Origin of the sequence: Streptococcus sp. k-163 (assembly GCF_013277555.1) — a bacterium.
Lineage (GTDB): Bacteria > Bacillota > Bacilli > Lactobacillales > Streptococcaceae > Streptococcus.
In genome coordinates, this window is the sequence record NZ_VMND01000014.1 from 50,538 (window position 1) to 76,054 (window position 25,517).

32 protein-coding genes and 1 riboswitch are annotated in these 25,517 nt (G+C 37.9%); of the genes, 6 read left to right on the forward strand and 26 right to left on the reverse strand.

Annotated features, from left to right (window positions below; all coding sequences use genetic code 11):
- Window positions 1-5 precede the first annotated feature (5 nt).
- From HT731_RS05665 to HT731_RS05715, 11 genes are all read right to left on the reverse strand, one after another.
- A complete protein-coding gene (locus HT731_RS05665) occupies window positions 6-866 on the reverse strand; it encodes a phage major capsid protein (protein ID WP_173278056.1) in 861 nt (286 codons plus the stop codon).
- 48 nt (window positions 867-914) lie between these two features.
- The gene (locus HT731_RS05670) at window positions 915-1,145 is read right to left on the reverse strand and encodes a hypothetical protein (protein WP_075231131.1); all 231 of its coding nucleotides are present in this window, start codon (window positions 1,143-1,145) and stop codon (window positions 915-917) included.
- An 89-nt stretch (window positions 1,146-1,234) separates the two neighbouring features.
- Window positions 1,235-1,396, reverse strand: a complete 162-nt coding sequence (locus tag HT731_RS05675; protein ID WP_173278057.1) for a hypothetical protein — start codon at window positions 1,394-1,396, stop codon at window positions 1,235-1,237.
- Window positions 1,393-2,238, reverse strand: coding sequence for an ATP-binding protein (locus HT731_RS05680; protein ID WP_173278058.1), 846 nt, complete (start codon window positions 2,236-2,238; stop codon window positions 1,393-1,395). The genes HT731_RS05675 and HT731_RS05680 overlap by 4 nt, the downstream gene beginning before the upstream one ends.
- Before the next feature lie 11 nt (window positions 2,239-2,249).
- Window positions 2,250-3,110, reverse strand: coding sequence for a conserved phage C-terminal domain-containing protein (locus tag HT731_RS05685; RefSeq protein ID WP_173278060.1), 861 nt, complete (start codon window positions 3,108-3,110; stop codon window positions 2,250-2,252).
- The gene (locus HT731_RS05690; RefSeq protein ID WP_061419259.1) at window positions 3,097-3,369 is read right to left on the reverse strand and encodes a hypothetical protein; all 273 of its coding nucleotides are present in this window, start codon (window positions 3,367-3,369) and stop codon (window positions 3,097-3,099) included. Before HT731_RS05690 ends, HT731_RS05685 begins: the two co-directional genes overlap by 14 nt.
- A 1-nt stretch (window position 3,370) precedes the next feature.
- Window positions 3,371-3,580: a hypothetical protein gene (locus tag HT731_RS05695; protein ID WP_173278062.1), complete on the reverse strand. Its 210-nt coding sequence runs from the start codon at window positions 3,578-3,580 to the stop codon at window positions 3,371-3,373.
- The gene (locus HT731_RS05700) at window positions 3,573-3,782 is read right to left on the reverse strand and encodes a hypothetical protein (protein ID WP_173278064.1); all 210 of its coding nucleotides are present in this window, start codon (window positions 3,780-3,782) and stop codon (window positions 3,573-3,575) included. Before HT731_RS05700 ends, HT731_RS05695 begins: the two co-directional genes overlap by 8 nt.
- Window positions 3,783-4,098: 316 nt before the next feature.
- Window positions 4,099-4,359 carry a hypothetical protein gene (locus HT731_RS05705; protein ID WP_049539448.1) on the reverse strand — a complete coding sequence of 87 codons (261 nt, stop codon included), beginning with the start codon at window positions 4,357-4,359 and terminating at the stop codon, window positions 4,099-4,101.
- An 11-nt stretch (window positions 4,360-4,370) separates the two neighbouring features.
- Window positions 4,371-4,973 (reverse strand): Rha family transcriptional regulator, encoded by a 603-nt coding sequence (locus tag HT731_RS05710; protein ID WP_173278066.1) that lies wholly within the window; start codon window positions 4,971-4,973, stop codon window positions 4,371-4,373.
- 164 nt (window positions 4,974-5,137) lie between these two features.
- A complete protein-coding gene (locus HT731_RS05715) occupies window positions 5,138-5,323 on the reverse strand; it encodes a hypothetical protein (protein WP_004245570.1) in 186 nt (61 codons plus the stop codon).
- A gap of 154 nt (window positions 5,324-5,477) precedes the next feature.
- Here HT731_RS05715 and HT731_RS05720 point away from each other — a divergent pair, with 154 nt between their 5' ends.
- From HT731_RS05720 to HT731_RS05735, 4 genes are all read left to right on the forward strand, one after another.
- Entirely contained in the window at window positions 5,478-5,933 is a 456-nt protein-coding gene (locus tag HT731_RS05720; RefSeq protein WP_075231125.1) for a helix-turn-helix transcriptional regulator, read from the forward strand.
- 27 nt (window positions 5,934-5,960) lie between these two features.
- Window positions 5,961-6,230 (forward strand): DUF4177 domain-containing protein, encoded by a 270-nt coding sequence (locus tag HT731_RS05725; RefSeq protein WP_075231124.1) that lies wholly within the window; start codon window positions 5,961-5,963, stop codon window positions 6,228-6,230.
- A 360-nt stretch (window positions 6,231-6,590) separates the two neighbouring features.
- Window positions 6,591-7,565, forward strand: coding sequence for an Abi family protein (locus HT731_RS05730; RefSeq protein WP_075231123.1), 975 nt, complete (start codon window positions 6,591-6,593; stop codon window positions 7,563-7,565).
- 190 nt (window positions 7,566-7,755) lie between these two features.
- The gene (locus HT731_RS05735; protein ID WP_101786213.1) at window positions 7,756-8,922 is read left to right on the forward strand and encodes a site-specific integrase; all 1,167 of its coding nucleotides are present in this window, start codon (window positions 7,756-7,758) and stop codon (window positions 8,920-8,922) included.
- A gap of 156 nt (window positions 8,923-9,078) precedes the next feature.
- Here HT731_RS05735 and HT731_RS05740 read toward each other — a convergent pair whose 3' ends face one another.
- From HT731_RS05740 to HT731_RS05795, 12 genes are all read right to left on the reverse strand, one after another.
- Window positions 9,079-9,807 (reverse strand): ABC transporter ATP-binding protein, encoded by a 729-nt coding sequence (locus tag HT731_RS05740; RefSeq protein WP_173278068.1) that lies wholly within the window; start codon window positions 9,805-9,807, stop codon window positions 9,079-9,081.
- A complete protein-coding gene (locus HT731_RS05745) occupies window positions 9,807-10,814 on the reverse strand; it encodes an ABC transporter substrate-binding protein (protein WP_004255331.1) in 1,008 nt (335 codons plus the stop codon). The genes HT731_RS05740 and HT731_RS05745 overlap by 1 nt, the downstream gene beginning before the upstream one ends.
- 37 nt (window positions 10,815-10,851) lie before the next feature.
- Entirely contained in the window at window positions 10,852-11,610 is a 759-nt protein-coding gene (locus HT731_RS05750; protein ID WP_162174294.1) for an ABC transporter permease, read from the reverse strand.
- A complete protein-coding gene (locus HT731_RS05755; RefSeq protein WP_000647657.1) occupies window positions 11,573-11,863 on the reverse strand; it encodes a thiamine-binding protein in 291 nt (96 codons plus the stop codon). Before HT731_RS05755 ends, HT731_RS05750 begins: the two co-directional genes overlap by 38 nt.
- A gap of 68 nt (window positions 11,864-11,931) precedes the next feature.
- Window positions 11,932-12,034, reverse strand: a riboswitch (TPP riboswitch).
- A gap of 77 nt (window positions 12,035-12,111) precedes the next feature.
- Window positions 12,112-13,227 (reverse strand): choline binding-anchored murein hydrolase CbpD, encoded by a 1,116-nt coding sequence (gene cbpD / locus HT731_RS05760; RefSeq protein ID WP_033680902.1) that lies wholly within the window; start codon window positions 13,225-13,227, stop codon window positions 12,112-12,114.
- Window positions 13,228-13,315: 88 nt separating this feature from the next.
- On the reverse strand, window positions 13,316-13,582 hold the full coding sequence (locus tag HT731_RS05765; RefSeq protein WP_000128620.1) for a Veg family protein: 267 nt from the start codon (window positions 13,580-13,582) through the stop codon (window positions 13,316-13,318).
- Window positions 13,579-14,937: a replicative DNA helicase gene (gene dnaB / locus HT731_RS05770; protein ID WP_000852491.1), complete on the reverse strand. Its 1,359-nt coding sequence runs from the start codon at window positions 14,935-14,937 to the stop codon at window positions 13,579-13,581. Before dnaB ends, HT731_RS05765 begins: the two co-directional genes overlap by 4 nt.
- Before the next feature lie 43 nt (window positions 14,938-14,980).
- Window positions 14,981-15,433 (reverse strand): 50S ribosomal protein L9, encoded by a 453-nt coding sequence (gene rplI / locus HT731_RS05775; protein ID WP_000864215.1) that lies wholly within the window; start codon window positions 15,431-15,433, stop codon window positions 14,981-14,983.
- Window positions 15,430-17,403 (reverse strand): DHH family phosphoesterase, encoded by a 1,974-nt coding sequence (locus HT731_RS05780; protein WP_061759636.1) that lies wholly within the window; start codon window positions 17,401-17,403, stop codon window positions 15,430-15,432. The genes rplI and HT731_RS05780 overlap by 4 nt, the downstream gene beginning before the upstream one ends.
- Window positions 17,404-17,538: 135 nt before the next feature.
- The gene (gene raiA, locus HT731_RS05785) at window positions 17,539-18,087 is read right to left on the reverse strand and encodes a ribosome-associated translation inhibitor RaiA (RefSeq protein WP_000599101.1); all 549 of its coding nucleotides are present in this window, start codon (window positions 18,085-18,087) and stop codon (window positions 17,539-17,541) included.
- Between the two features lie 80 nt (window positions 18,088-18,167).
- Window positions 18,168-18,830 carry a ComF family protein gene (locus tag HT731_RS05790; protein WP_033680904.1) on the reverse strand — a complete coding sequence of 221 codons (663 nt, stop codon included), beginning with the start codon at window positions 18,828-18,830 and terminating at the stop codon, window positions 18,168-18,170.
- A complete protein-coding gene (locus HT731_RS05795) occupies window positions 18,827-20,125 on the reverse strand; it encodes a DEAD/DEAH box helicase (RefSeq protein ID WP_000867849.1) in 1,299 nt (432 codons plus the stop codon). Before HT731_RS05795 ends, HT731_RS05790 begins: the two co-directional genes overlap by 4 nt.
- Before the next feature lie 55 nt (window positions 20,126-20,180).
- Here HT731_RS05795 and HT731_RS05800 point away from each other — a divergent pair, with 55 nt between their 5' ends.
- Together HT731_RS05800 and cysK are read left to right on the forward strand one after the other, a co-directional pair.
- Window positions 20,181-20,816, forward strand: a complete 636-nt coding sequence (locus HT731_RS05800; protein WP_033680905.1) for a YigZ family protein — start codon at window positions 20,181-20,183, stop codon at window positions 20,814-20,816.
- Window positions 20,817-21,098: 282 nt separating this feature from the next.
- Window positions 21,099-22,025, forward strand: coding sequence for a cysteine synthase A (gene cysK, locus HT731_RS05805; protein ID WP_033680906.1), 927 nt, complete (start codon window positions 21,099-21,101; stop codon window positions 22,023-22,025).
- A 143-nt stretch (window positions 22,026-22,168) separates the two neighbouring features.
- On the opposite strand, the gene tsf is transcribed toward cysK, so the two are convergent.
- From tsf to HT731_RS05820, 3 genes are all read right to left on the reverse strand, one after another.
- A complete protein-coding gene (gene tsf, locus HT731_RS05810; RefSeq protein ID WP_000808093.1) occupies window positions 22,169-23,209 on the reverse strand; it encodes a translation elongation factor Ts in 1,041 nt (346 codons plus the stop codon).
- A 78-nt stretch (window positions 23,210-23,287) separates the two neighbouring features.
- The gene (gene rpsB / locus HT731_RS05815; protein ID WP_033680908.1) at window positions 23,288-24,070 is read right to left on the reverse strand and encodes a 30S ribosomal protein S2; all 783 of its coding nucleotides are present in this window, start codon (window positions 24,068-24,070) and stop codon (window positions 23,288-23,290) included.
- 214 nt (window positions 24,071-24,284) lie between these two features.
- Window positions 24,285-25,472 (reverse strand): CHAP domain-containing protein, encoded by a 1,188-nt coding sequence (locus tag HT731_RS05820; RefSeq protein ID WP_033680910.1) that lies wholly within the window; start codon window positions 25,470-25,472, stop codon window positions 24,285-24,287.
- Window positions 25,473-25,517: the final 45 nt, after the last annotated feature.

Genomic DNA, 25,517 nt, shown 5'->3' on the forward strand with positions numbered 1-25,517 from the left:
TTCTCCTAGTTCCATTGAATAAAGTAACCACAATCTTCTTCAACTTTTTTTACATCAAATCGGGTATGTAAAATCAACCGTTTCCCAAAATAGTCATTCGCATTCACCCAACTAAGTGTATCTTTCTTGCGATCAAACAGAGTAACAAAGTTTTCTAGATCTCCGATAAAGCCTTTTTTGTCGCCTTTGTTCCCTAATGTCGTATCATCTACAATTAAAAAGTTATCTACAAAGAATGTTTCACTTGTCCCTGTCTCTTTATCAACTTTAAGAAGATAATTTCCTGAAGTGTCTTTCATTTTTTCTAAGACACTAAATAGTGATTGACTAATAACAATAGATACATTGCGCTCTGGATTGATTAAAGAAACAATAGATTTCAAGTCGTCCAGACTTGTAGCGGTCTGTACTTTCGCAGTTTGGAGAATTTTCCCAATCTCTCTATTTCGTGTTCTACGTTTTAATTTAATAATCCTCTTACCAAGAAAATCCGTTAAATTATATTGGCCATCATCTAATTGTTCCTGTGAAAAATCAAGTTTTCCACTGAATAATTTAACTAAGTAATCAACGCTGATAGTTTTCTTTTTATCTGCTTCTGTTCTCTCAACCGAATTTTCGCTAACTTCTTGTAATGAATCAGATTCAAAGTCAGTTACTTCATACTTCCCACCACGGGTACGAGTCTCAATAACATTTACTAGATCAACCAGCTCTTTACGTTGATGTTCATCTCCATAACTATCAAGGATTGGTTTTTCAATGAGTACATGATTATTTTCTACGTTCATCCCTCTAGTGTTATAACCTGTACTTCGGATATAAGCTTCTAAATTTTCTTTTTGTTTAGCTAAGTTAGTTGTCATTTTTTGCTCCTTCATCTTTTAATATCTGATTTTTGTTTATAATTTTTTCTAAAATTCTTTGCTCTTAGTTTTTCTTTTATAACTCTCCGAGCCTTTAGAATCATTTTTTCTAGATTTTGATTTGTCTTGTTTGTTAGCATATTTTTCTAGTATTTCTTGTTTCCGTTGTTCTAAGCTATTATCTTCTTTTTTACATTGAGAAAAGATTTTCTGTCTTTTATCTGGATCCATAGAAAACTTATTGGCTACTACATACCCTAAAGAAGTATCTCCTGACATCTCCCTCACCCCCTTTCTATGCAAACAAAAAGGGACATACCACTAGCATTATATGCTTACGGTATGTCCCTGAGTTGTTCTCAATAGACTTATTTTTTAGTTTCTTTTTTGACTAGATGAGTAAATTTCCCATCTGAATAGAATAAAGTAATTTCTCCAAAACTTGGAACTTTTTCTATCTCTATTATACCACGTTTTTCGTATACAACAAAGCCTTTTTCTGTTGCAAATCGCATTTTATCATCATTCATTGATATTCTCCCCTCACTGTGTTTATAGTGTATCTTTTATCTTTGATCGTAAAAGCCTTGAAAGTGTTCCCTTCTAAACCTTTCAAAATTCTACTTGAATTTCTAGCATTGTAAACAGTCCGCAGTTCACTACTATCTAGGTTCGTGTTGAAAATCGTAGTTTCTCGATTGTTGATAATATCAAACAAGAAATCCTGTTCCCAGTCACTCTTAGGTGTTACCGTCCCATTTTTTGCCCCCAGGTCATCGATGATTAGAAAATCTACATCAACTAACTTTTTAACCGCCTCATACTCTGTTAAGTTTGCATTTCTTCCATAAGTCCAGCCTTCTTTTATCTGCTTGATAATCTCGGTTAAGCTGACAAACAAGACACTCTTAGGCTCGTTCTTCTCTCTGAAGCTCTCATTGATTTCTTTGGCCAGGGCAAGAGATAAATGACTTTTCCCTATTCCTGTGCTACCGCTGATTAAGGTATTTCCTGTCATACCTGCAAGATACTTCTGGACTTGCCCCTTTACAAACTCTAACATCTGACCTTCCTCTGTCGTCTTAACAAAGAAATTCTCAAACGTCGCTCCTTTCAACTCGTTAGGAATCGTACTATCACGCATTAAGACATCATAAGTTTTAAAGTAGGCTTGTCTGTCCTCGAACTGCTGCAATAGGTCTTTCTCTTTCTGTTTAATCTCTCCCTTCACGCACTCCGGGCAAAATGCTTGTACTTTTCTTTCTGAACTCCCTAACACTGGTACAGAAATTTCCCAGTAATTTACCTGGTGAATATCGCAAACTTTATCCGATATTTTTCTGTTATTAAATTCTTTAAATTGTTCCTTCATCTTTGCAACTCCTAAAATGGTAGGTCTGGGAAGTTATCTTCAGACTTCCCTTTTATGGTTTTAGGTTTTTGATTCAAATAACCGTCAAACTTAGATCCGAAAAGTGTTTCTGGTCTCAGATACTTAGAAAATTCAGGACTATCCTTCCATTCTGCCGTTTTAATATCTATCACCTGTTTAAAATCTTCCAGTGTATAGCCTTCTTTGAATCGTGCTAGTAAAAGCCTTTTTGTCTTATCAACAAACTTATACCTCTTATTAGCTACTTGATTCAGATAAGCAATAGGAATCCAAAGTTCTTTATGTTTTGTTTTCTCTAAATCTTTTATAGCTGTTTCTTCAAGCCAAGTAGGAAAATTGTAGTCGGGATTTCCCGACAATATATTATCTAAATATAAATTATTACTCTTACTATTAACTCTATTCTCTTTCTCTATCTCTGTTGGACGTGAGTTGGAAATAGTCTTTTTATTTTGGACATTATCCAATTTTGGTAAATCTTGACTGTTTTTTCTTTGTTCTCGCTTGTATTTTGCCCAGTTTGTTTCACTCTCAACCAGGGCTTTTGCTTGTGATAATGTAGCATGTCCATCATCGTCTATCTGAATCAGTCCGCATTTTGTAAAATATGCAACTGTCATATTTATATCATCCTCGGACACATCCAATTTTAAAGCTAGCTCCTGTACCAAATTATCAAAATACCCCTCATAGTACAAAATACAATCATCTTCTAAACTTTCTAACATAAGACGGATATAAATCACTGTCATAGTGTAGCCACCAGGCATATTTTTAAGTCGTTTAATAAAAAGATTATCAAAAAACTTCTTATCAACTTTTAACCAAAAATATATTTTAGTCTTTGCCATCATCTACCCCCAAAAACTTTAAAACATCTGAGATTTTATAATACGCTTTTCTAGTATCTTCAATAGGCGGTATATACTGCGGTAGTCCTGCACCTTCCCATTTCGTCAAGGTTTTATCTCCTATGCCCAGTTCTTCCTTTAGTTCCACCTTGCTGATCAAATCTAATCTTTTTTGAGGTACTTTCTCATGGCTTTTTAAATACCGTTCCACTGCTTCCAAAATCTTAGACTTTAAATCTTCAATCATTTTTTCAAACATCTTAGTACCCCCATGGCTTAACCCCTGCAAGCTGAATATAACGCCCATAATCGGGGGTTAAACTCTCGTTAGGTGTTTCTATCGTCTGTTTGCTTTCTCGCTCAATTCGAGCGCTTTTTTGGCGGTCTAGGTGGTTTAGATAGATTAGTAAACCAATAGCTACCACAATAAAGATAACCGCCTGTATGTTGGTTAAATCTAACTCATTCATGTTTTATCCCCTTTCTATAGTCATTAGCCTGTTGAGTATGTTCTGAAATGAGTTGGTTCATAGCTTGGATTACTGTATTTAGTAAAGCTGATGATTGTTTACTGTCTTCCACACTAGCCATTTCTAAGACTAGTAGAGTATCAGTTAACTGACAACAAAGCCCCTCATAATCTACTAGAACATCATTTGTATTTACTGTCATATTATTTCCTTTTCTTTTGCCTTTTCTTATACAGGTTTCCACCCACTCCAAACGCTGGGCGATTGCCCCAAGTTGGCGAACGCTTGTAGCGGTGTTTCGTGAGTAATTACCCATCTTTCAGCTAAACAAGGCCTTAGAATCACCCTGTCAGCTCTTGATTTCAAAACCTTTTCTAATTGCTTGCCTGCTCTTCGGTTTTTCTTTAGATATTTGATAGAATAGATATTTTTTGCTATAATCAGAGCATAGAAAAAATTTCTATATCCTTAATCTTGTCGCTTGCTCGCCTCGTCTAAAATTTGAGCAAGTGATTTTTTTATTTTCTTTTTGCATGATTACTACCTGACTTTGGTTTATAAAGCAAGTCTTTACTTTCGATAAGATCTAGAATCCAACTGATTCCCTGTTCTACTGTTTCAAGAAATGCGCCCAGGTCTTCACTGTCCAAGTTCTCGTAGTTCATACAAAGATATTCGGCTAGTTGTCTGTCTTTCTCAACTAGCTTTTTAAAATCCTTGGGATATTTAGGAATTTCTAACCCCTTGGCATTTGTAACTGTCTTAAAATCATTTTCCATTTTCTATACTCCTATGCTTTAAAAATTAGTTCTTTAATTTCTGAATATCTCATATTCAAGTTGATCATCGCTATTACCATATCTTCCAAACGTTGGTAGTTTGTCAGTTCCGCGCTTGTTAAACTGTCAATACCGTTTTCACTTTCTCGCTCTTGCATGAGTTGCGCTTTATTCTTCCCTGTCACTCCCTTCAGTAGTAAGTTTGTCAGGGTGCTATAGGCATGCTTGGGGGCTTTCTCCCATGTTTGAATAGCTTCGGTTAAGCTTTTACGCTTTGGCTTTTCCAGTTCTCTTTGAAGATAGCGTTTAGAAAGTTCATCACGCATTTCAAAGAAGGCTTTGACTAGGTTTTTCTTAAACTCTTTTACGGGTTCTGTATTTCGTAAGTAAGTGATCAGCAAGGTTGCTTGTTGCTCATTCAAAATATAGTCCCGTACATTTTGCCCACTCTTTGAAGGTGAAATTTTAAATTGCACCTTTCCAAAGCTTTCAAAGTCCTCTCGGTGCTTATTCAGCAAAATCTTTAAATGTCTGTGCTTAATTTCAGCACATTCTGCAACGATACTGCTCAATGTATACGGCTCTTTCTTGCCGTCCATATAAACCAATTCCATTGGTTCGCTCCTTTCTTCTTGTAGATCGTGCTTGCCACCTAAAACAGTACCAAAGTAAATCATTGAGGTAGGGAAAATTTAGGAGAGAATAAACCCCTACAAACCCTTGATACTGCCATAGGTAGCAAGCAAAATATTTCTAGACTCTGTCTTATGCCTCCTTTCTAGTAATCTTCAGCAAGCCATTCCATGGCTTTTTGGTAAATGCTCGGCTTGACTTCGCCACCGTCTCGAATTTTTCGATAGGTAACTTGTGTAACTCCGATTTCTTCGCCTGCTTGCTTAGCAGTCAGTTTCTTGTCTGCTTGCTTTCGGCGAATCGCTTTTGCTTGTGTTGAGGTAATAAGCAATGAAGTTTCTCCTTTCTTTTTTCGCCACATTGTGGCGTTTTCGTATCAATGATACACCACTTAATGATACTTTGTCAAGTGTTTTTATTATTTTTTTAAAAAAATTGCCAAATTGTGGCGCATAATGTTATAATTGCTACGAGGTAATAATAAAATGAATAGACTAAAGGAATTAAGAAAAGACAAAAAACTAACTCAGGTAGAATTTTCTAAAGAAATCAAAATACCATATAGAACCATACAACGTTGGGAAAACGGGAAAAGCCAAATCAAACCAGAAAAAGCTCAATTAATAGCCGATTACTTTAATGTAAGTGTTGCCTATCTACTCGGATATAGTGATGACCCGGAAACTCCATTTAAAGAATATAGTCCTACTCCTCGTGAATTTGCTTCTTGGAGAGAGTTCGATTATATGCAACTTTCTAAAACTGACTTAGATTTTGATGTATATCAAACATTAAGAAAAGAAGTAGATCCCCTTTTGCTAGAATTAATTCTTAATTATTCTTTTTCTGAAGAAGAAGAGAGAGAGTTGTTAAGAGAGATTGCAAAAAAATTTGCAAAAAACGATGCTGTTTCTTTTTTAAAACTTGATAATAAAAAATAAAATATTTAAAACAAAGGAGTAGCTCGCATGGGATTTTTTGACACTGTAAAACAAGAAGGTAGTTTTTCTACTGCATCTGGAGTAAATGAACTACACTACGTTGTCCTTCAGGTAACTTTGAAAGAAAAGTTTTTCGGCACTGGATCAGGAAACCTTACAGAATTAGAAGATGTTATCAATAAACAAGCTTCAAAAGGTTATCGCCTACATACCATCACAACCGCCAATGGTGGAAGCAAAGGACTAGGCGGTGGCGACCGTATCCAAGCCACAATGGTATTTGAGAAGATTCTATAAAAATTCCCCATATTCGCCAATAGTGCCCCTATTTCTAAGGTCTATTGTGCAAAAACAAGGGAAAGTGAAAAATAGAAAGCCAATTTTACAGACTAAAGCGCAAAAAACGGCAAAAGTGACAAATAGAAAAAGACAAGCCTGCTACCGCTAACTTGTCTGACAAGGCAATAAAAGCAACGTTCCCAGCGTTGAGTTTTTTCGATACTCAAAAATTTTTAAAAAACAAACTAAAAATATTGACAAAAACTAAAAATTACAGTATTATTAGGCAATGAGAAGAGTTTCTGCTCCCAAGGGAACAGAGTACGCGAAACACTGCCTAGTTCCACTAGGTGGTGTTTTTGTATACAAGGAACATATATGAAACCATTTCAAACATTAGATGAACAAATAAAACTTCTCCAGTCTAGAGGTTTAGAAATAGATAACATAGTAGAATGTAAAAGATACCTTCTAACTAACAACTATTACAACGTCGTCAACGGATATAGTAAATTTTTTCAAACATCAAAAGATAAATTTATAACCGGTGCAGACTTTAGAGAAATAGCTGCAACACACTTTTACGATAAAGAAATTAAATCAGCTTTTTTAAAAGCAATTATAGATGCAGAAAAACACTTTAAATCCGTACTGGCATATCGTTTTTCAGAATCATATCCAAAGCCATACTCTTATCTAGATATTAATAACTTTGAAACACAAAAAGATGCAAAAAGGCTCGCACAAATTACAAATTTAATCAGTATATTAGCTAGAATACTCAATGATTATAATAGGGATAGGCAAAACAATTCTATAAAACACCACTATAAACAACATGGCGTTGTTCCTTTCTGGGTTATCATCAATGAACTCACATTAGGGCAAGCATTTAACTTTTATAGAAATCTAAACACTGACATAAAAAATCAAATAGCTAGAGATTTATCACCATTCTTACAAGAAAATATTGAATACATCCAAAATAGACCTAGTAAAGACCTTTTAAGCGGAAAGGCTTTAGAAAGTATTATTAAAAATATACTAGAAATTAGAAATATCACTGCTCATAATAATAAACTTTTCAATTATAAATGTCGTGAGAATCTTCCACAACTAGCTTATTTCCACTATTACAATAACAATGCTAATACGTCAAGACAATCTGTATATTATGTTTTTCTTGCCTTGCAATGCCTACTTGCGTCCACACAATACGCTCAATTACATAACACTATTATAAAAAGAACCAAAGCTCTAAATAAAAAAGCGCACTCCATTGAAGCCGGCATTGTATTGGATACACTTGGATTTCCGAATAATTGGTATAATATCACCGACACATTAAGATAGAACTACTTGCAATATATGGGCCTTTTCAAACCCCATATATGCCCCATATCCGCCTTGTTTCATGCTCTGGTATTATTTACCGTCTGACTGCTTAAAATCGAAAATAGGGGCATTCTCGTAGCTCCTCGCATGGTATAAACTCAAAACCTTTTCTAATTGCTTGCCTGCTGATGGAAAAAGGAGTAAAACCATGAAGATTACACAACACACGAAAAAAGACGGATCAGCAGTCTACCGCTCCAGTATCTATCTTGGTATCGATTCTGTAACTGGTAAGAAGGTCAAGACTACTATATCAGCACGAACAAAGAAAGAACTCAAAAACAAGGCCACCCAGGCTAAGGTAGAATTTGAGAAAAACGGCTCTACACGGAAACAACGCTCACATATAACAAGCTATAGGGAACTTGTGGACTTATTCTGGCAAACCTACCAGCATACCATAAAGACTAATACGCAGATAAAGATAAAAGGTTGCTTAAATAATTACCTCTTGCCCTCATTTGGTACTTACAAACTAGATAAACTTACACCTGTCATTATCCAAACTCAGGTAAATAAGTGGGCGGATGAGTACAATCAGGACGGAACGGGATATAAAGAATACAATCACCTTCATGCCTTAAATAAACGTATTCTACAGTATGGGGTTTCCATCCAAGCATTAGACAATAACCCTGCTCGTGATGTTGTCATTCCTAGAAAGATAACCAGAGATAAACAAGAAATTAAATACTTTCAAGATCAGGAACTTAAAAACTTCCTCTCCTATCTCGATAACCTGGAGAATACCTTTGTCAATTTCTATGATACTGTGCTTTATAAAACGCTCCTAGCTACTGGACTGCGCATCCGTGAATGTCTGGCTCTGGAATGGTCTGATATTGACCTGCAGAACGGAACAATCGATATTAACAAAACACTCAACATTTTAAACCAGGTAAACAGTCCTAAGACAAAATCAAGCTATAGAGTTCTAGATATCGATCATAAAACAGTGCTCATGCTTCGCCTCTACCGAGCAAGACAAGCAGAAAATGGTAGAAACATTGGCTTAACCTATGAGAAAGTATTCTCTGATAGCTTTGACAACTATGTCAATACTCGAAAGGTTGATTATCGCCTACATAAGCACTTAAAAAACGCTAACTGTACTGACTTAGGCTTTCATGCTTTCCGACACACTCACGCTAGTATCTTGCTTAATGCTGGCCTGCCATACAAGGAAATACAGACACGGCTTGGCCATGCAAAAATATCTGTAACTATGGACACTTACAGCCATTTATCAAAAGAGAACCAAAAAAGAGCAATCTCATTCTTTGAAACTGCCCTCGAAAAAATAAAAAGTTCTTAAAAAAGTCCACAAAATAAAAAAAGCGACACATAAAACCCTTATGTATCAACGATTATAGAATGATTTCGGTATAATTGACTATTATACCGAAATTTTCTCATTTTTAAAAGAAAAAGGGCGCTGGTAAAGGATAATCTTCACCAACTCCCTATTTTTCTACTTATCTAAGCCTAATTCTGCCAAAATTTGACGTTTGTAGGCAATCTTTTGGACTTCCTTGTCCTCATCTTCAGACCAATCTAGTTTAATTTCTGAAACAATTTGCCCAGGGCGATTTTTCAAGATATAGATGCGGTCGCTGAGATTGAGGGCCTCCTCGATACTGTGAGTAATAATCAGGGTCGTCAATTGCAACTGCTTGTGAATCTCCAGATACCAAGCGTGGAGTTCCATCTTGGTCATCTCATCCAAGGCACTAAAGGCCTCATCCAAGAGAAAGAGCTTGTGCCCGAAAAGATAGGTACGAAGTAAGGCCACACGCTGACGCATCCCACCACTGAGTTCATGAGGATACTTGTCCCGTACAGCTGTCAACTGGAAGGTCGCAAGAATTTCATCCGCGCGGGCAATGGCTTCTGCCTTATCCACCTTTTGAATCAAGAGGGGCAGAATGATATTACCAAGCACCGTCTTGTGCTCCAAGAGTAGATCCTTTTGCAACATATAACTCACGCGCCCCTTGGGATTTTCTTCTCCATCAAGGACGATTCTCCCTGACTGAACTTCTAAAATCCCAGCAATTAAGTTAAAGAGGGTGGTCTTCCCAACACCACTTGGACCTAAGATAGAGACCACTTCACCTGAAATCACCTGCAGGTTGATGTCTTCTAAAATCCTCTCTTGACCATAGGCATAACTGACGTGTTCTAGTCTAATTTCTGTCATTATTTCACAAATTCGTTGGTGAAGCCTTTGTCTGTCAAATCTTCTTTAAGGATACCATTTTCTTTGTCCCATTTGTAGAAGGCATTCCAGCGAGCTGCATCAAATTGCCCCCATTTTTCCTTGTCGCTTGCGTATTCTTTTGACAAGTATTTTTGAGATTCGATGACAAAGTCACGTTTTTCTTTGAGCTCAGGAGCATTCTTAATCAAGATATCTGCCGCTTCTTCTGGATGCTCCATGGCATATTGGTAACCTTTTTTGATAGCTTGGATGACTTTACGTGCTTCTTCTTTGTTATCTTTCAAATAGTCGTTGTTGGCGATGATAACTGGTGAGTAGTAGTCAAATTCTTTAACGTAGTCTTTCAAGTACATGAAGTTAGCATCTACACCTTGAGATTTAGCAAGAATTCCATCCCATCCATAGTAGATCCATGCAGTATCAAATACTCCATTAGCAATCGGTGTGATAGAGTTTGAGTCGTTGTTTGGTACTTTTTCAACTTTTTCAAAATCTCCGCCTTGTGATTCTACCAAGGTTTTCAACATAGCAAGTTCAGTTGGGTCATTCCAAGTTCCGTATTTCTTACCAACCAAGTCTTTTGGACTAGCTACATTATCAGATTTACGAGAAATGATTCCTGATGTATTGTGTTCAACGATAGCTGCAACAGCAGTAATGCCTGCCCCTTTTTCCAATTTTTTAGCCATATAGTCTTGGAAATACACTGCAAATGGTGCCTTACCGTTAATAACCAAGTCAGAAGAACTTTCTTCTGGTGGCAATTTCAAATCAACATCCACTCCAGCTTCCTTGAAGTAGCCTTTTTCCTTAGCCACATAAAGCCCTGTGTGGTTGGTATTTGGTGTCCAGTCTAGGATAAAGTCAATCTTCTTAAGTTCTGCTTCCTTATTATCCTTAGAAGCAGTTCCTTGACCACAGGCCACAAGCACAACAGCTACAAGAGCTGTTAAAACAGTTAAAAACACTTTCCATGTTTTTTTCATTTTGATTTCCTCTTTTCTTTTTTAAAACATTCTTACTCTACGAACGTTTCCATTTAATAACATATTTTTCACTAATATCGACCAACTTCATACCGAGAAGGCTGATAATCGATACCAGAATAATAATAGCAAACATGGTATCATACTGAAACAGTTTCTTGGACTGAATCATGTAGACACCAAGACCCTCAAAGCCTCCCAACCACTCAGATACCACTGTTGTGATAAAGGCGTAGGAGACACTGACCCTCAGACCTGCATAAAAGTAAGGCAGGCTGACTGGAATTTTAAAATGCCACAGGATTTGCCAAGGCTTGGCCCGCATCAGACTAAACAAGGTCAGCATATCCTTGTCACAATGCCTAAAACCGTCCAAAATGCTGACGATGATGGGAAAGGTTGTCGTCAAGATAATCAAGACAATCTTGGGCAAAATCCCATAACCTAGCCACAAGACCAGAATAGGAGCTATGGCAATGGTCGGGATAGTCTGAACAACCACCATCATAGGGTAAATCAAGTCATTGAGCCAAGTCAAACTGTCCATAAGTACAGCCATGAGACAGGCAATCAAGACTCCCAAAACCAACCCCAATAAAGCCACTCTCAAGGTGGCCCAGCTATGGTGCCAGAGAAATTCTCTATCACGCACAAAAGACTGGAGGATTTCAAGAGGGGTCGGCAGGATAAACTTAGGAAGAAGTTTAAGCAACCCTGCTAGCTGCCAGATTGACAAGACTCCCAAAAAACCCAATAGACTAATGTGTCGTCTCAGTATACTTTTCAAGTTTCTCATCAATACTTAAAATCTCTCCTACATTTATTTTAACATTGGCAAAGACATTGTCTGCCTCCTGCCCTGCTACCTCTAGCGCTTCTTTGAGAATGCGCATAAGCTCATCAAACTCCCCTTCCAAGACCGTTTCAAATGGTGTCACCACCATGGTCACTTCTTGAGCTTGCAGATGAGCAATGACCTGATCGATAACAGCTATCCGATCAATCCCCTGTGCTAGGGGTAAAACTTGCAAGGCAATGCTTGCTTTCATAAAAACCTCCTCTTCTCGTTTTCCTTTGACAAAAAGAAAAACCTTTACCATATATGGAAAAGGTCAAGAATAGACTAAGTATCGTTCCCTACGCTGGCATTACCCAGATCAGGTGCGGTCGAAGTTTAACACTTCCTCTCAGACTGTACACAGACTCCCATATATTATATGGACATATGATAGCGCAAAATAAAAAAAATGTCAAGGAAACTGCTTACAGAAAAAGTAGGAAAAATTTCCTACTTTTTCTATACTCTCACACCATCACTATTTACTCTGTAGCCATCCACTGTTGTATTAACAGCTAAGGCCCCAGAAGAGTAAGAATAATACCACTTACCAGAGACTTGATACCATCCTGTTTTCATTGCCCCTGAACTATCTAGATAATACCACACCCCATTTTCCTTTAACCATCCTGTCTGCATTTCACCAGATGATTTCAAATAATACCAGCTAGAACCATCCTTCAACCAGCCTGTTGATTTAGAACCATTTGATTTGAAATGATACCAACTACCATTTATTTTCTTCCAACCGACAGTCAGAACATCATTGGAACTATCTTCTGGTTGATTCTGCGATGAAGAAACCTCCTCTAACTGAATATAACGACGACTTCCACTATAAGATATATAACTCAACCACTTGTACCCATCTTTTTCAAGTACCTGATCATAATGAACACTCTCACCTGGAGAATAATATGCAATTGAAGTTGCACTAGCTAAAGGTTGATTTTTAATAGCTGCCTTATTCTTAAAATAATGAGTTCCTCCTGTCGAAGACGAAGGTTGACTATTGAATACTTTGCTACTACTTACTACATTACCTCCCTCCAAATCTTTAAAATGAATAAATCCTGTCATCGTATTCGCTTTTATAGTTCGTTTATTATAGGATCCTGTATAACCATAGTTGTATTCCTCAATTTCTATATTATCCCCCATTACATTTGAAACCCAGGCAACATGACCATATCCTCCTGCAGTAGACCAAGCAATAGATCCAATAGCTGGTGTATTATCTACACGATATCCTTCACGACGAGCACGATAGCCCCATTCATTCGCATTTCCATAAGCTCCTGTAATCTCAAAACCGTTGACACTACTCAATCGAAAGGCTGCAAATGAAGTACACTGACGAGAGTACATGCGCCACTTATCAATCTCCTGACTCCCATTTTTATAATAAGCAGGATAATCATCCCCACGCGCAATCGATCCATTTCCTCCGGAATAGGCATATACACTATCACTAGCTACTAGCATCAATCCTACTACTAAAAAAGGAACAACCTTTTTAGCTGATTTTCTAAAAGAAAATCCTGTCTCTGTTACTTTGAATGGTAAAACTTTCATTCTTCCTCCTTGAAAAATAATATAAATTGAAGATTGCCTTCACTTAAACTATTCGGAGAAAAAAGAAAAAGTGAGAAAATTTCTCACTTTAGTCCAAATAATGAATCAAATTTTTTTCCGTAAGGATATCTGAGTAAGTAAAGGATTCAACGTAAACATTAGTTTGTTTATCTCCTTCAACATTCCCAAATTCCACAATAAATAGGGATGGATAAACTTCAATTAACTTACCCAATCTATTTTTTTGGCGCTTACGCCCATTTTCCAAAGTCATTTCAATTACATGACCCTCATGCGCCTTGATTTCCTCTTTAATTTTTTTCATCTTAGCTACATCTGTAAATGCATCTGTCATCTTATTTCCTCCCTTTTTGAAATACTTGAAAATTTATTGTATTCTTTTTGGAAAATTAATTCCACCGTTCCACGAGCTCCACTACGGTTTTTCTCGATAATAACTTCTACCTTATTATTTGGTATGCCTTCCTCTTCTTCACCACCACGCTCATAGTAGTCGTCGCGATAAAGAAAGGCTACGATATCAGCGTCCTGCTCAATAGATCCAGATTCACGAATATCAGACAAGACTGGTCTCTTATCCTGACGTTGTTCTACACCACGAGAAAGCTGACTTAGAGCGATTACTGGAACTTTCAGTTCTTTTGCTAGAATTTTCAGCTGACGTGAAATTTCTGAAACTTCTTGTTGACGATTTTCTCGGCCTGTACCCGTAATCAATTGCAAGTAATCTATCAAAATCAAACCAAGATTGCCCGTTTCTTGAGCAAGTTTACGTGAGCGAGAACGAATTTCCGTAATCCGAATCCCTGGCGTATCATCGATATAGATACTCGCATTAGCTAGATTCCCTTGAGCAATGGTATACTTTTGCCACTCCTCATCAGTCAATTGACCCGTACGGATAGAATGGGATTCCACCAACCCCTCTGCAGCTAACATACGGTCTACTAGACTTTCCGCACCCATTTCGAGTGAAAAGATAGCAACCGTTTTGTCCAACTTAGTCCCAATGTTCTGAGCAATATTCAAGGCAAAAGCTGTCTTACCAACCGCTGGTCGAGCTGCTAGGATAATCAACTCCTCCTCATGAAGACCCGTCGTCATATGATCCAAATCACGGTAGCCCGTAGCAATCCCTGTAATATCAGTCGTTTGTTGAGAGCGTGCTTCCAGATTTCCAAAGTTGACATTCAACACATCTCGAATATTCTTAAATCCGCTTCGATTTGCATTTTCACTGACATCAATTAGACCTTTTTCTGCCTGAGCAATGATCTCATCAGCTGGTTGTGAAGCCTCGTAAGCTTGATTGACAGACTCTGTCAACTTGGCGATTAATCGCCGTAACATAGCCTTTTCTGCAACTATTTTAGCATAATACTCCGCATTAGCAGAAGTTGGCACAGAATTGACAATCTCAACCAAGTAAGACAAGCCACCAATATTCTGCAAATCACCTTGATTATCAAGGATGGTACGAACCGTTGTTGCATCTATAGCATCACCACGATCGGATAAATCGACCATGGCTTGGAAAATCAAACGATGGGCATACTTAAAAAAGTCCCGAGACTCAATATATTCTCTCACAAAAACAAGCTTACTCTCGTCAATAAAGATAGCCCCCAAAACGGATTGCTCAGCTAAGATATCTTGAGGTTGTACTCGTAACTCTTCTACTTCTGCCATCAAACTTCCCTTCCTTTTACAATCTTGTCAAGAAGGTGTAAACTTATCCTTCCTTCACACGAAGATTGATTACACTTGTAACATCTTGATAAATTTTCACTGGTACATCAATCAAACCGACTGCTCGAATCGGAGCTTGTACTTGAATATGACGTTTATCAATCTTAATTCCAAATTGCTTTTGCAATTCTTCTGCAATTTTCTTATTGGTAATAGAGCCAAAGGTACGGCCATCTGGACCAACTTTTTCAACAAACTCTACAACCGTTTCTTCAGCTTCAAGTTGGGCTTTAATTGCTTTTGCTTCTGCAATCATCTCAGCGTGAGCTTTTTCTTCAGATTTTTGTTTACCACGAAGTTCACCTACAGCTTGAGCAGTCGCTTCTTTTGCTAGGTTCTTTTTGATAAGAAAGTTTTGTGCATACCCTGTTGGTACTTCCTTAATTTCTCCTTTTTTACCTTTTCCTTTAACATCTGCTAAAAAGATTACTTTCATTCTTCTTTCTCCTTTTCCTTTATTTCATTTAATACAATTTCTGTCAATTTTTCACCTGCTTCTGACAAGGTTAAATCCTTAATTTGAGCTGCTGCTAAATTAAAGTGGCCTCCACCTCCCAGCTCTTCCATAATCCGTTGTACATTCAATTTACTACGACTGCGAGCTGAAATAGAAATAAATCCTTGTGTATTCTTCGCAAGAACAAAACTCGCTTCAATACCTGACATGGCTAACATGGCATCTGCTGCCTTACTAATAACAACTGTATCATAGCATTTCGAGTCCTTAGCCTCTGCTATGAGTACATCTGAACCTAATTTACGCCCCTGTAAAATAAGTTCATTGATCTCACGATATTCTTCAAAATCTGTCGCAGCCATTTCCTGAATAGCAATACTATCACTTCCGCGCGTTCTAAGATAGCTAGCAACATCAAATGTCCGACTAGTCACTCGTGAGGTGAAATTTTTAGTATCCAACATCATACCAGCCATCAAGACGCTTGCTTGCATACGACTCAAACGATTTTTCTTAGAATTTTGGAACTGTAGCAATTCCGTTACTAACTCACTGGCACTACTTGCACCACTTTCGATATAAGTAATAACTGCATTATCTGGGAAATCCTGATCCCTTCTATGATGGTCAATAACAATTGTTTGGGTAAACAAATCATAAAAATCTTTTGATAAAGTTAAAGATGTCTTTGAATGGTCTACAAGAATCAACAAAGAACGATTGGTCACCATCCCCATTGCATCCTTAACAGACAACAGCTTCGTAACTCCTTCTTTTTCTAAGAATGTAACAGCTCGTTCAATATCCGGAGACATTTGTTCTTCGTCATAAAGAGCATAACTATTTTCAGTCACATTACTAGCAAATAACTGCATACCTACAGCAGAACCCAAAGCATCCATATCTAGATTTTTGTGACCAACTACAAAAACTTGATCCACACTCCGAATCTTATCTGAAATAGCTGTCATCATAGCGCGCGTACGGGTACGGGTACGCTTGATTGAAGCAGCAGACCCACCACCAAAATAAACTGGATTTTTCGTTTCGTTGTTTTCCTTGACAACCACCTGGTCGCCACCACGTACCTCAGCCAAGTTCAAGTTGAGCAAAGCAACTTTCCCTATCTCATCATGATTTCCATCACCATAAGAAAATCCCATACTTAAGGTCAAAGGCAACTGTCTCTGCTTCGCCTCTTCTCTGAAAGTATCGATAACAGAAAATTTATCATTCATCAATTCCTCAAGTACAGTATAGTCAGTAAATAGATAAAAACGGTCCATACTCACTCGACGGGAGAACATGGCATGTTTCCCAGCAAATTCTGAAACAAAATTAGCTACAAAACTGTTAATATGACTGATATCAGACTCTGATGTTTTATCTTCTAAATCATCGTAGTTATCAACAGAAACAATCCCAATCACAGGTCGACTCGTTACTAACTCAACAGTCGCTTCGTATTCTCCAGACACATCAAAGAAATAAAGAACCCCAGACACCTTGTCCATATGAACCGAATAACGGGTCTCACCCAAAGTAGCATAAGAACCTGGATTCCCCACAGAAGCCTTAATAATTGTTTGAATTAATGCCACATCAATCTCGCCCACTTCATTAGTCAAAATCAATTCAGCATAAGGATTAAACCATTCAACGTCACCTGAAGACAAGTCTAATTTAATGACTCCGACAGGCATCTGTTCTAACAAGGTTGTCAAACTTTCTTCAGCTTGATGGTTTACATACTGGATTTGTTCTACTTCACTCCTTGAGTAATAGTCTCTCTGATAAATGAATAATAAAATATATAAACCCAAAATAAGTAGCAAAAGAAATAGCGTTACCAGTGTATTCGTTACAAAAACAAGTTGCACAGATAGCACTCCGAACGCCACTATTCCTAATATTAAGGGGAAAATAGGACTTACATAAAATTTTTTCATTCCAAACCTCTTGGCACCCATTATACCATAATAACAACCAAAAAGCGACTTTTTAAAAGTGTAATCAGTAATTCTATCAATTGTAAGAAAAAGGAGGTTTACAATTCAGTAAACCTACCTTTACACGTATTCTAATTAAGATTCTTTAACTTCTAACAGACCAATTTCGCCATCTTCACGACGATAAATCACATTAGTTGTTTGATCTTCAACATCTACATAGATAAAGAAATCATGTCCCAACAAATCCATCTGTAGAATAGCTTCTTCCAAATCCATTGGTTTTAAATCAATTTGTTTTGAACGAACAACTCTAGACTGGACAACATTTGAATCTTCCACCAAAGCATCTGTAAATAATTGACTAGTTGCCACCTTATTTTTATTTTTACGCTCGATTTTTGTTTTATTTTTACGAATCTGACGTTCAATTTTATCAGTTACAAGGTCAATTGAACCATACATATCTTGAGACACATCTTCTGCACGAAGAGTAATAGAGCCAAGCGGAATCGTTACTTCCACTTTAGCAGTTTTTTCACGATACACCTTCAAGTTAACTCGAGCATCCAACTCTTGTTCAGCTTGAAAATACTTTTCGATCTTTTCGAGTTTAGAAACTACATAATCACGAATTGCTTCTGTTACTTCTAGGTTTTCACCACGGATACTATATTTAATCATATGAGTACCTTCTTTCTAAACATTTTTGTTTTTCTGATTTCATTATAACGCTTTCATTTTATTTTTGCAAATTTTTTTCCTCATCTTACAAGGGAAAATGTTTTTACGTCCTCAGCACCAGCTTCTTCCAGTAGTCTCTTCACACGATTTATAGTTGTTCCAGTAGTATAAATATCATCTATAAGTAGGATTTTTTTAGGAATAGTGACTCCACTTTTAATAAAGAAAGGAAGTTCTGTCCCCAAACGCTCTGAACGACTTTTAGAAGAACTAGCTCGCTCTTCTCTCTTTTCTAATAAATCTAGATACGCAAAGCCTGCTGCCTCTACCAAACCCTCAACCTGATTAAATCCTCTGTCAGCATATCTATCACGACTTAGAGGAATGACAACAAATTGATACTCTTTGTACTTTCTCAACGCCGCACTTAAAACTGAAGCGAAAACTTTTCTTAAAAGGAAGTCTCCGTCAAACTTATACCGACTGAAAAAATCCTTCATAGCTTGATTGTAAGTAAAAATCGCTCTATGACTGACCTCAACTCCTTCTTTACACCAAAATTGACAATCTTGACACTTTGTTGACAAGTCTATTTTCATACAGTTTGGACAATACTCTTCTCCAATTCTCTCAAAAGTAGAATCACAGTCTGAACAAAGATAGGAGTCATCATTCCTCAACAGCAAGATACTACTAAAAGTTAAAACAGCCTTCATAGTCTGCCCACATAACAAGCACTTCATAGCCCCGCCTCCTTATTCATCTGCTGAATTTCCTTAATTGCCTTCTTGATTGAAGCATTTAACCCATCATGGAAGAAAAGCAAATCTCCTGTCGGTCGATCCATACTTCGTCCAACTCGACCACCAATCTGAATCAAACTAGACTTGGTAAACAGACGATGATTAGCCTCTACTACGAAAACGTCCACACAAGGAAAAGTAACTCCACGCTCCAATATTGTAGTACTGATAAGTATTGTCAGCTCTCCATCTCGAAAAGCTTGTACCTGCTCTAGCCGATCTTCTGTGACAGACGATACAAAGCCAATTTTCTCATTTGGAAATTGCTCCTGTAAGATTTCTTTTAACTGCTCCCCTTTCTTAATTTCTGATGCAAAAAGGAGTAACGGATAACCTGTTTTTCTCTGCTTCTCAATATAGGATTTTAACTTTGGAGACAAACACTTCTTATCTAAATAGCGATTAAAATCCGATAACCAGACAGGTTTAGGAATAATCAACGGATTTCCATGAAATCTTCTAGGCAAACTCAGTCTCTTTAACTCTCCCGAGCGAACCTTCCTATCTAATTCATCTGTAGAAGTCGCTGTTAAAAAAATTCTCAATCCATTCTCCTTTACACTATTCTTGACAGCATGGTAAAGCGTGGGATTGTCAACATAAGGAAAAGCATCTACTTCATCCACTATCAGCAAATCAAAAGCTTGATAAAACTTCAGTAACTGATGGGTCGTCGCAACAACTAATGGTGTTCGAAAATATGGTTCTGATTCTCCGTGTAGCAAAGCTATCTCACAGGAAAAATCCTGTTGCAAGCGCTTATACAGCTCCAAACAAACATCTATGCGAGGACTAGCCAAACAAACTGCACCACCTTCATCAATCACTTTGGCAACAACTTGGTAAATCATCTCTGTCTTTCCAGCTCCTGTTACCGCATGAACTAAGGTTGGTTCTTGCTTGTCTACTGCTTGAATTAGTCCCTCTGACACCTTCTCTTGAAAAGGAGTTAATTGACCACGCCATTTAAGAACATCTTGCTTCGGAAAATCCTCCTGCGGAAAATAGTATAAAGTTTGATCACTCCTGACTCGCTTCATAATTAAGCACTCCCGACAATAGTAAGCACCGATGGGCAAATACCATTCTTCTAGAATAGGACTATCACAACGTTGACAGAACAATTTCCCCCTCTCCTTTCTCATTGCTGGAATTTTCTCCGCCAACTGACGTTCCTCTTCTGACAATTCATTCTCAGTAAACAAACGACCGAGATAATTTGAATTTACTTTCATACTTCTTTATTCGTAAAAACTAGCGCTTTAGATGATTTTTTAGTACAATTAAATCATGGAATTTAGAACAATTAAAGAGGACGGACAAGTCCAAGAAGAAATCAAAAAATCTCGCTTTATCTGTCATGCTAAGCGTGTTTATAGCGAAGAAGAGGCTCGTGACTTCATTACTGCCATCAAAAAAGAACACTACAAAGCTACGCATAACTGCTCTGCCTTCATTATTGGGGAACGTAGTGAAATCAAACGTACAAGTGATGATGGTGAGCCCAGTGGTACTGCCGGCGTTCCCATGCTTGGGGTACTAGAAAATCACAATCTCACCAATATCTGTGTGGTAGTGACACGCTACTTCGGTGGTATTAAACTAGGTGCTGGAGGATTGATTCGTGCTTACGCAGGCAGTGTTGCCTTAGCTGTCAAAGAAATTGGCATCATTGAAATAAAGGAACAGGTTGGCATTGCTATTCAAATGTCTTACACTCAGTACCAAGAATATAATAACTTCCTTAAAGAACATACTCTCATGGAGCTGGATACAAATTTTACAGATCAAGTCGATACGATGATTTATGTTGATAAAGAAGAAAAAGAAAACATTAAAGCTGCACTGGTAGAGTTTTTTAATGGAAAAGTTACTTTAACTGATCAAGGTTTACGCGAAGTTGAAGTTCCTGTAAACTTAGTGTAAACAATGGAAAAGTAGTGTTTCATTGATATTCTCACCGCTACTTAATTAACAAAATAAAAATAGGGTTGCCAAGACCTGCTAGAAAATGAACAAGTCAAAAAGAAAACGGATAGCATTTTCCTTTACACCTATTTACTATAATTAGCTTGTCACAATCGCTTGAAAATTAATGGCTTAGACCTATGATATAAAAAAATCCTATCGCTTCGATAGGATTTCTATATTTTACAAATGGTATAGATAGCGTTATACTAGAAATATCTTATACAAAGAGGTATTTATATGTCTATTTATAACAACATTACTGAACTAATCGGACAAACACCGATTGTTAAACTCAACAACATTGTACCAGAAGGTGCTGCGGACGTCTATGTAAAGCTTGAAGCATTTAACCCTGGTTCATCGGTAAAAGACCGCATTGCCCTTAGCATGATTGAAAAAGCTGAACAAGACGGTATTCTGAAACCTGGTTCTACTATTGTTGAAGCAACAAGTGGAAACACTGGTATTGGGCTGTCATGGGTAGGTGCTGCTAAAGGGTATAAAGTTGTCATCGTTATGCCTGAAACTATGAGTGTAGAACGCCGTAAGATTATCCAAGCCTATGGCGCTGAACTCGTCCTTACGCCTGGTAGCGAAGGAATGAAGGGTGCTATTGCCAAGGCTCAAGAAATCGCTGCTGAACGTGATGGTTTCCTTCCTCTTCAATTCAACAATCCAGCAAATCCAGAAGTACACGAAAGAACAACAGGAGCTGAGATACTAGCTGCTTTCGGTAAAGATGGACTAGATGCCTTTGTTGCTGGAGTGGGTACCGGTGGAACGATTTCTGGTGTTTCTCATGCACTCAAATCAGCAAATCCAGGTATTCAAGTTTATGCAGTAGAAGCAGATGAATCTGCTATTCTATCTGGTGAAAAACCTGGTCCTCACAAAATTCAAGGTATCTCAGCTGGATTTATTCCTGATACACTTGATACAAATGCCTATGATGGTATCGTTCGTGTAACGTCAGACGATGCTCTGGCACTTGGCCGTGAGATTGGCGGAAAAGAAGGATTCCTTGTTGGTATTTCTTCAGCTGCAGCTATCTACGGAGCAATTGAAGTTGCTAAAAAATTAGGTACAGGTAAGAAAGTCCTTGCTCTCGCACCAGATAACGGTGAACGTTATCTCTCCACAGCACTCTATGAATTTGAAGTATAGTCTCCTAAATACATTTAGCCCTTATTATAGGGCTTTTTGTTTTAATTATTTCTAATCGAGTGAGGCTTAGCAAAAAACAATTTCAGGAGAAAATCTAAGCTCTATACAACAAAAAAAGGAAGCAATTTACTTCCTTTCTATCATTAGTTATTCAAGGCTGCTGCCATTGTAGCTGCAACTTCTGCTTCAAAGTCGTTTGCAGCTTTTTCGATACCTTCACCAACTTCAAAGCGAGCGAACTCAACTACTGAAGCGTTAACTGATTCTAGGTAAGCTTCAACTGTCTTGCTGTCATCCATGATGTAAACTTGTGCAAGAAGTGTGTAAGCTTGGTCAACTTTAGTGTTGTCAAGCATGAAGCGATCCATTTTACCTGGGATGATTTTATCCCAGATTTTTTCTGGTTTACCTTCTGCAGCCAATTCAGCTTTGATAGCTTCTTCAGCTTGAGCGATTACTTCATCAGTCAATTGAGCTTTAGATCCGTATGCCAAGTGTGGAAGAGCTGGTTTACCAACCATAGCACGGCTTTCATTATCTTGGTCGATAACGTGGTTCAATTGTGCCAACTCATCTTTAACAAATTGCTCATCCAATTCTTTGTATGAAAGAACTGTTGGTTTCATAGCAGCGATGTGCATTGAAATTTGTTTAGCAAGTGCTTCGTCTCCACCTTCGATTACAGAGATAACACCGATACGTCCACCGTTGTGTTGGTATGCTCCGAAGTGTTGTGCATCTGTTTTTTCAATCAAAGCAAAGCGACGGAATGAGATTTTTTCTCCGATAGTTGCTGTTGCAGACACATAAGCTGCTTCAAGAGTTTCACCTGAAGGCATTGTCAAAGCAAGAGCTTCTTCGTTGTTAGCTGGTTTTCCTTCAGCGATTGCTTTAGCTGTTGCGTTTACCAACTCAACAAATTGAGCGTTTTTCGCAACGAAGTCAGTTTCAGCATTTACTTCAACAACTGCGGCAACATTACCGTCAACATAAACACCAGTCAAACCTTCTGCAGCAACACGGTCAGCTTTCTTAGCTGCTTTTGCCATACCTTTTTCGCGAAGCAATTCAATCGCTTTTTCGATATCGCCTTCCACTTCAACCAATGCTTTTTTAGCGTCCATAACACCAGCACCAGATTTTTCACGCAACTCTTTTACAAGTTTAGCTGTAATTTCTGCCATTTTGATTCTCCTATATTTTTTAAAAATAGGAGAGCTGGGCTAAGCCCCGCCCTCCTAGGTAATTACTATTTATATGAATTAAGCGTTGTCGCCTTCTACAACTTCAACGATTTCTTCGATTGAGTCTGCTTGAGCTTCTGAAGCTGTAAATTCTGCTTCAACTGCTGCAACAGCATCTTCACCTTGGCGACCTTCAATGATAGCGTCTGCCAATTTAGCTGTAATCAACTTAACTGCGCGGATAGCGTCATCGTTAGCTGGGATGATTACATCGATATCATCTGGATCAGTGTTTGTGTCAACCATCGCTACAACTGGGATACCCAATTTTTTAGCTTCTTTAACAGCGATTTGCTCCTTATGTGGGTCAACTACGTACATTACATCTGGGATACGAGGCATATCTTCGATACCACCCAAGAATTTTTCAAGACGTGCACGTTGTTTGTTAAGAAGTGCAACTTCTTTCTTAGGAAGAACTTCGAAAGTTCCATCTTCTTCCATACGTTTGATTTCTTTCAAACGAGCGATACGTTTTTGGATTGTTCCCCAGTTTGTAAGAGTTCCACCCAACCAACGGTGGTTAATGAAGTATTGACCTGAACGTACTGCTTCTTCAGCAACTGCATCAGCTGCTTGTTTCTTAGTACCAACAAACAATACAACTGCATCGTTAGCTGCAGCATCACGCATGAAGTCGTATGCTTGGTCAGCGTATTTTACAGTTTGTTGCAAGTCGATAACGTGGATTCCGTTACGCTCAGTGAAGATGTACTTAGCCATCTTAGGGTTCCAGCGACGAGTTTGGTGACCAAAGTGCACACCAGCCTCAAGAAGTTGTTTCATTGAAATTACTGCCATGAGTATTTCTCCTTTTTGTTTTTTTCCTCTTCTTGACTTCAACTCGCAAAACGACCCAAGGGCAACTGTTTCACAATTCATCAAGAATGAGTATTATCGTTCACACGACAATTTTCATTTTACCATACTTTTTCAATATTTTCAAGTTTTTTAAGATTTTTTTATAGAGACTATCGACACTAAAAAAGAGACTCTATTAAGTCTCCTTTTCTAATTAATCTGCATAAATATATGTTACAAAACCTGATGATGTAGTTGTTGGATTAAACCATCCACGGTGATTTCCAAGCGTGCGATTACCAGCATAATTTGATTCTGACACTTGGATACGTGTTGTTGATTCTACAGCAGTGACTACCGCTACGTGTCCATATCCACCATCGTTCCAACATGCAATCGCACCAACTTGAGGTGTTGAACCTGTACGGAATCCTGCAGCAGCTGCACTTGTAGCCCACTGTGCTCCATTACCCCAATAGTCTCCAGCCCAAGGTGCTAATGTTTTAACTCCCCATGTACATTCCCCAATTGGATAACTTGAAGCGTTTGTACTATATGTTGGGCGCTGTTTAACTGCTACAGGAGTATATGTTGTTGATTCCGAAGAAGCTACAGCTTGAACCTGTGCTGCAAATGTCGTATTTCCAGAAGCAACAACTGTTTGTTGTTGGCTTGCTTGTTTTGCCTTATAAGCTGCTTCTGCCTCTGCTGCTGCCTTTGCTGCCGCTTCTGCTTCTGCTTTTTTCTCTAGCAAACTTGCTTTTTCATCTTCTGCTGTCGCTTTTTCAGCAGCAAGATTTAATTCTGCAGCTTTCAACTCAGCTTGTTTTGTTGTTAAAGTTTGTGCATCATCAGACAATTTCTGTTGATTTGCAATTACTGTATTAATTGCATCATTGTTTGCCACTTGCTTCTCAGAAATTGCTTTTTTATCTGCTTTTTGTTGTTCCAACATTTTGTTGTTAGCAGATACGATTTCATTCATTGCTGCAACACGTGAAATGGCTTCTGTAATTGATTTTGAGTTCACAATTGTATTGATGTAGCTAGTTGCAGCTCCGTTTGTTTGAGCACTACGAGCTTGTTTTTCCAAAGAATCATTACGAGATACAATGTTTTTAGAAAGTTCTGTAATCTCACCCTCAAGTTTCTTAGATTCTGCTTGTAATCTGTCATTTTCAGCTTGCAAGTTAGATTGCTCAGCTTGAATAGCTGATACTTGCTCCTGAATTTGATCAACTTGTTTTTGAGCTTCTTGTTGTTGTGCTGTTAAGTTACTAATTTTATTATCTTGAGCAGCAATTTTGTCATCAGTCGTTTCTGCATGCGCAGTTGTTAAAACAGCTACTTGAGAAACCATTACTGTACTTAATAAAAGTGACGCTAAGATTTTTTTCTTCATATTACGTAGATACTCCTTCTTTTAAAGACAATACTAGTATACCAA

What these genes read in the sequence shown, in the direction of transcription:
- HT731_RS05730 (WP_075231123.1), top strand. Translation starts at nt 6,591, where the DNA reads ATGAAACCATTTCAAACATTAGATGAACAAATAAAACTTCTCCAGTCT.
- HT731_RS05670 (WP_075231131.1), bottom strand. Translation starts at nt 1,145, where the DNA reads ATGTCAGGAGATACTTCTTTAGGGTATGTAGTAGCCAATAAGTTTTCT.
- HT731_RS05820 (WP_033680910.1), bottom strand. Translation starts at nt 25,472, where the DNA reads ATGAAGAAAAAAATCTTAGCGTCACTTTTATTAAGTACAGTAATGGTT.
- dnaB (WP_000852491.1), bottom strand. Translation starts at nt 14,937, where the DNA reads ATGGCAGAAGTAGAAGAGTTACGAGTACAACCTCAAGATATCTTAGCT.
- HT731_RS05665 (WP_173278056.1), bottom strand. Translation starts at nt 866, where the DNA reads ATGACAACTAACTTAGCTAAACAAAAAGAAAATTTAGAAGCTTATATC.
- cbpD (WP_033680902.1), bottom strand. Translation starts at nt 13,227, where the DNA reads ATGAAAGTTTTACCATTCAAAGTAACAGAGACAGGATTTTCTTTTAGA.
- HT731_RS05795 (WP_000867849.1), bottom strand. Translation starts at nt 20,125, where the DNA reads ATGAAAGTAAATTCAAATTATCTCGGTCGTTTGTTTACTGAGAATGAA.
- HT731_RS05710 (WP_173278066.1), bottom strand. Translation starts at nt 4,973, where the DNA reads ATGGAATTGGTTTATATGGACGGCAAGAAAGAGCCGTATACATTGAGC.
- HT731_RS05765 (WP_000128620.1), bottom strand. Translation starts at nt 13,582, where the DNA reads ATGACAGATGCATTTACAGATGTAGCTAAGATGAAAAAAATTAAAGAG.
- HT731_RS05680 (WP_173278058.1), bottom strand. Translation starts at nt 2,238, where the DNA reads ATGAAGGAACAATTTAAAGAATTTAATAACAGAAAAATATCGGATAAA.
- HT731_RS05755 (WP_000647657.1), bottom strand. Translation starts at nt 11,863, where the DNA reads ATGAAAGCAAGCATTGCCTTGCAAGTTTTACCCCTAGCACAGGGGATT.
- HT731_RS05725 (WP_075231124.1), top strand. Translation starts at nt 5,961, where the DNA reads ATGGGATTTTTTGACACTGTAAAACAAGAAGGTAGTTTTTCTACTGCA.
- HT731_RS05800 (WP_033680905.1), top strand. Translation starts at nt 20,181, where the DNA reads ATGGAATTTAGAACAATTAAAGAGGACGGACAAGTCCAAGAAGAAATC.
- HT731_RS05675 (WP_173278057.1), bottom strand. Translation starts at nt 1,396, where the DNA reads ATGAATGATGATAAAATGCGATTTGCAACAGAAAAAGGCTTTGTTGTA.
- HT731_RS05720 (WP_075231125.1), top strand. Translation starts at nt 5,478, where the DNA reads ATGAATAGACTAAAGGAATTAAGAAAAGACAAAAAACTAACTCAGGTA.
- HT731_RS05685 (WP_173278060.1), bottom strand. Translation starts at nt 3,110, where the DNA reads ATGGCAAAGACTAAAATATATTTTTGGTTAAAAGTTGATAAGAAGTTT.
- HT731_RS05690 (WP_061419259.1), bottom strand. Translation starts at nt 3,369, where the DNA reads ATGTTTGAAAAAATGATTGAAGATTTAAAGTCTAAGATTTTGGAAGCA.
- HT731_RS05735 (WP_101786213.1), top strand. Translation starts at nt 7,756, where the DNA reads ATGAAGATTACACAACACACGAAAAAAGACGGATCAGCAGTCTACCGC.
- HT731_RS05745 (WP_004255331.1), bottom strand. Translation starts at nt 10,814, where the DNA reads ATGAAAAAAACATGGAAAGTGTTTTTAACTGTTTTAACAGCTCTTGTA.
- HT731_RS05695 (WP_173278062.1), bottom strand. Translation starts at nt 3,580, where the DNA reads ATGAATGAGTTAGATTTAACCAACATACAGGCGGTTATCTTTATTGTG.
- HT731_RS05750 (WP_162174294.1), bottom strand. Translation starts at nt 11,610, where the DNA reads ATGAGAAACTTGAAAAGTATACTGAGACGACACATTAGTCTATTGGGT.
- HT731_RS05790 (WP_033680904.1), bottom strand. Translation starts at nt 18,830, where the DNA reads ATGAAGTGCTTGTTATGTGGGCAGACTATGAAGGCTGTTTTAACTTTT.
- raiA (WP_000599101.1), bottom strand. Translation starts at nt 18,087, where the DNA reads ATGATTAAATATAGTATCCGTGGTGAAAACCTAGAAGTAACAGAAGCA.
- HT731_RS05780 (WP_061759636.1), bottom strand. Translation starts at nt 17,403, where the DNA reads ATGAAAAAATTTTATGTAAGTCCTATTTTCCCCTTAATATTAGGAATA.
- tsf (WP_000808093.1), bottom strand. Translation starts at nt 23,209, where the DNA reads ATGGCAGAAATTACAGCTAAACTTGTAAAAGAGTTGCGTGAAAAATCT.
- HT731_RS05700 (WP_173278064.1), bottom strand. Translation starts at nt 3,782, where the DNA reads ATGACAGTAAATACAAATGATGTTCTAGTAGATTATGAGGGGCTTTGT.
- HT731_RS05705 (WP_049539448.1), bottom strand. Translation starts at nt 4,359, where the DNA reads ATGGAAAATGATTTTAAGACAGTTACAAATGCCAAGGGGTTAGAAATT.
- rpsB (WP_033680908.1), bottom strand. Translation starts at nt 24,070, where the DNA reads ATGGCAGTAATTTCAATGAAACAACTTCTTGAGGCTGGTGTGCACTTT.
- cysK (WP_033680906.1), top strand. Translation starts at nt 21,099, where the DNA reads ATGTCTATTTATAACAACATTACTGAACTAATCGGACAAACACCGATT.
- HT731_RS05740 (WP_173278068.1), bottom strand. Translation starts at nt 9,807, where the DNA reads ATGACAGAAATTAGACTAGAACACGTCAGTTATGCCTATGGTCAAGAG.
- rplI (WP_000864215.1), bottom strand. Translation starts at nt 15,433, where the DNA reads ATGAAAGTAATCTTTTTAGCAGATGTTAAAGGAAAAGGTAAAAAAGGA.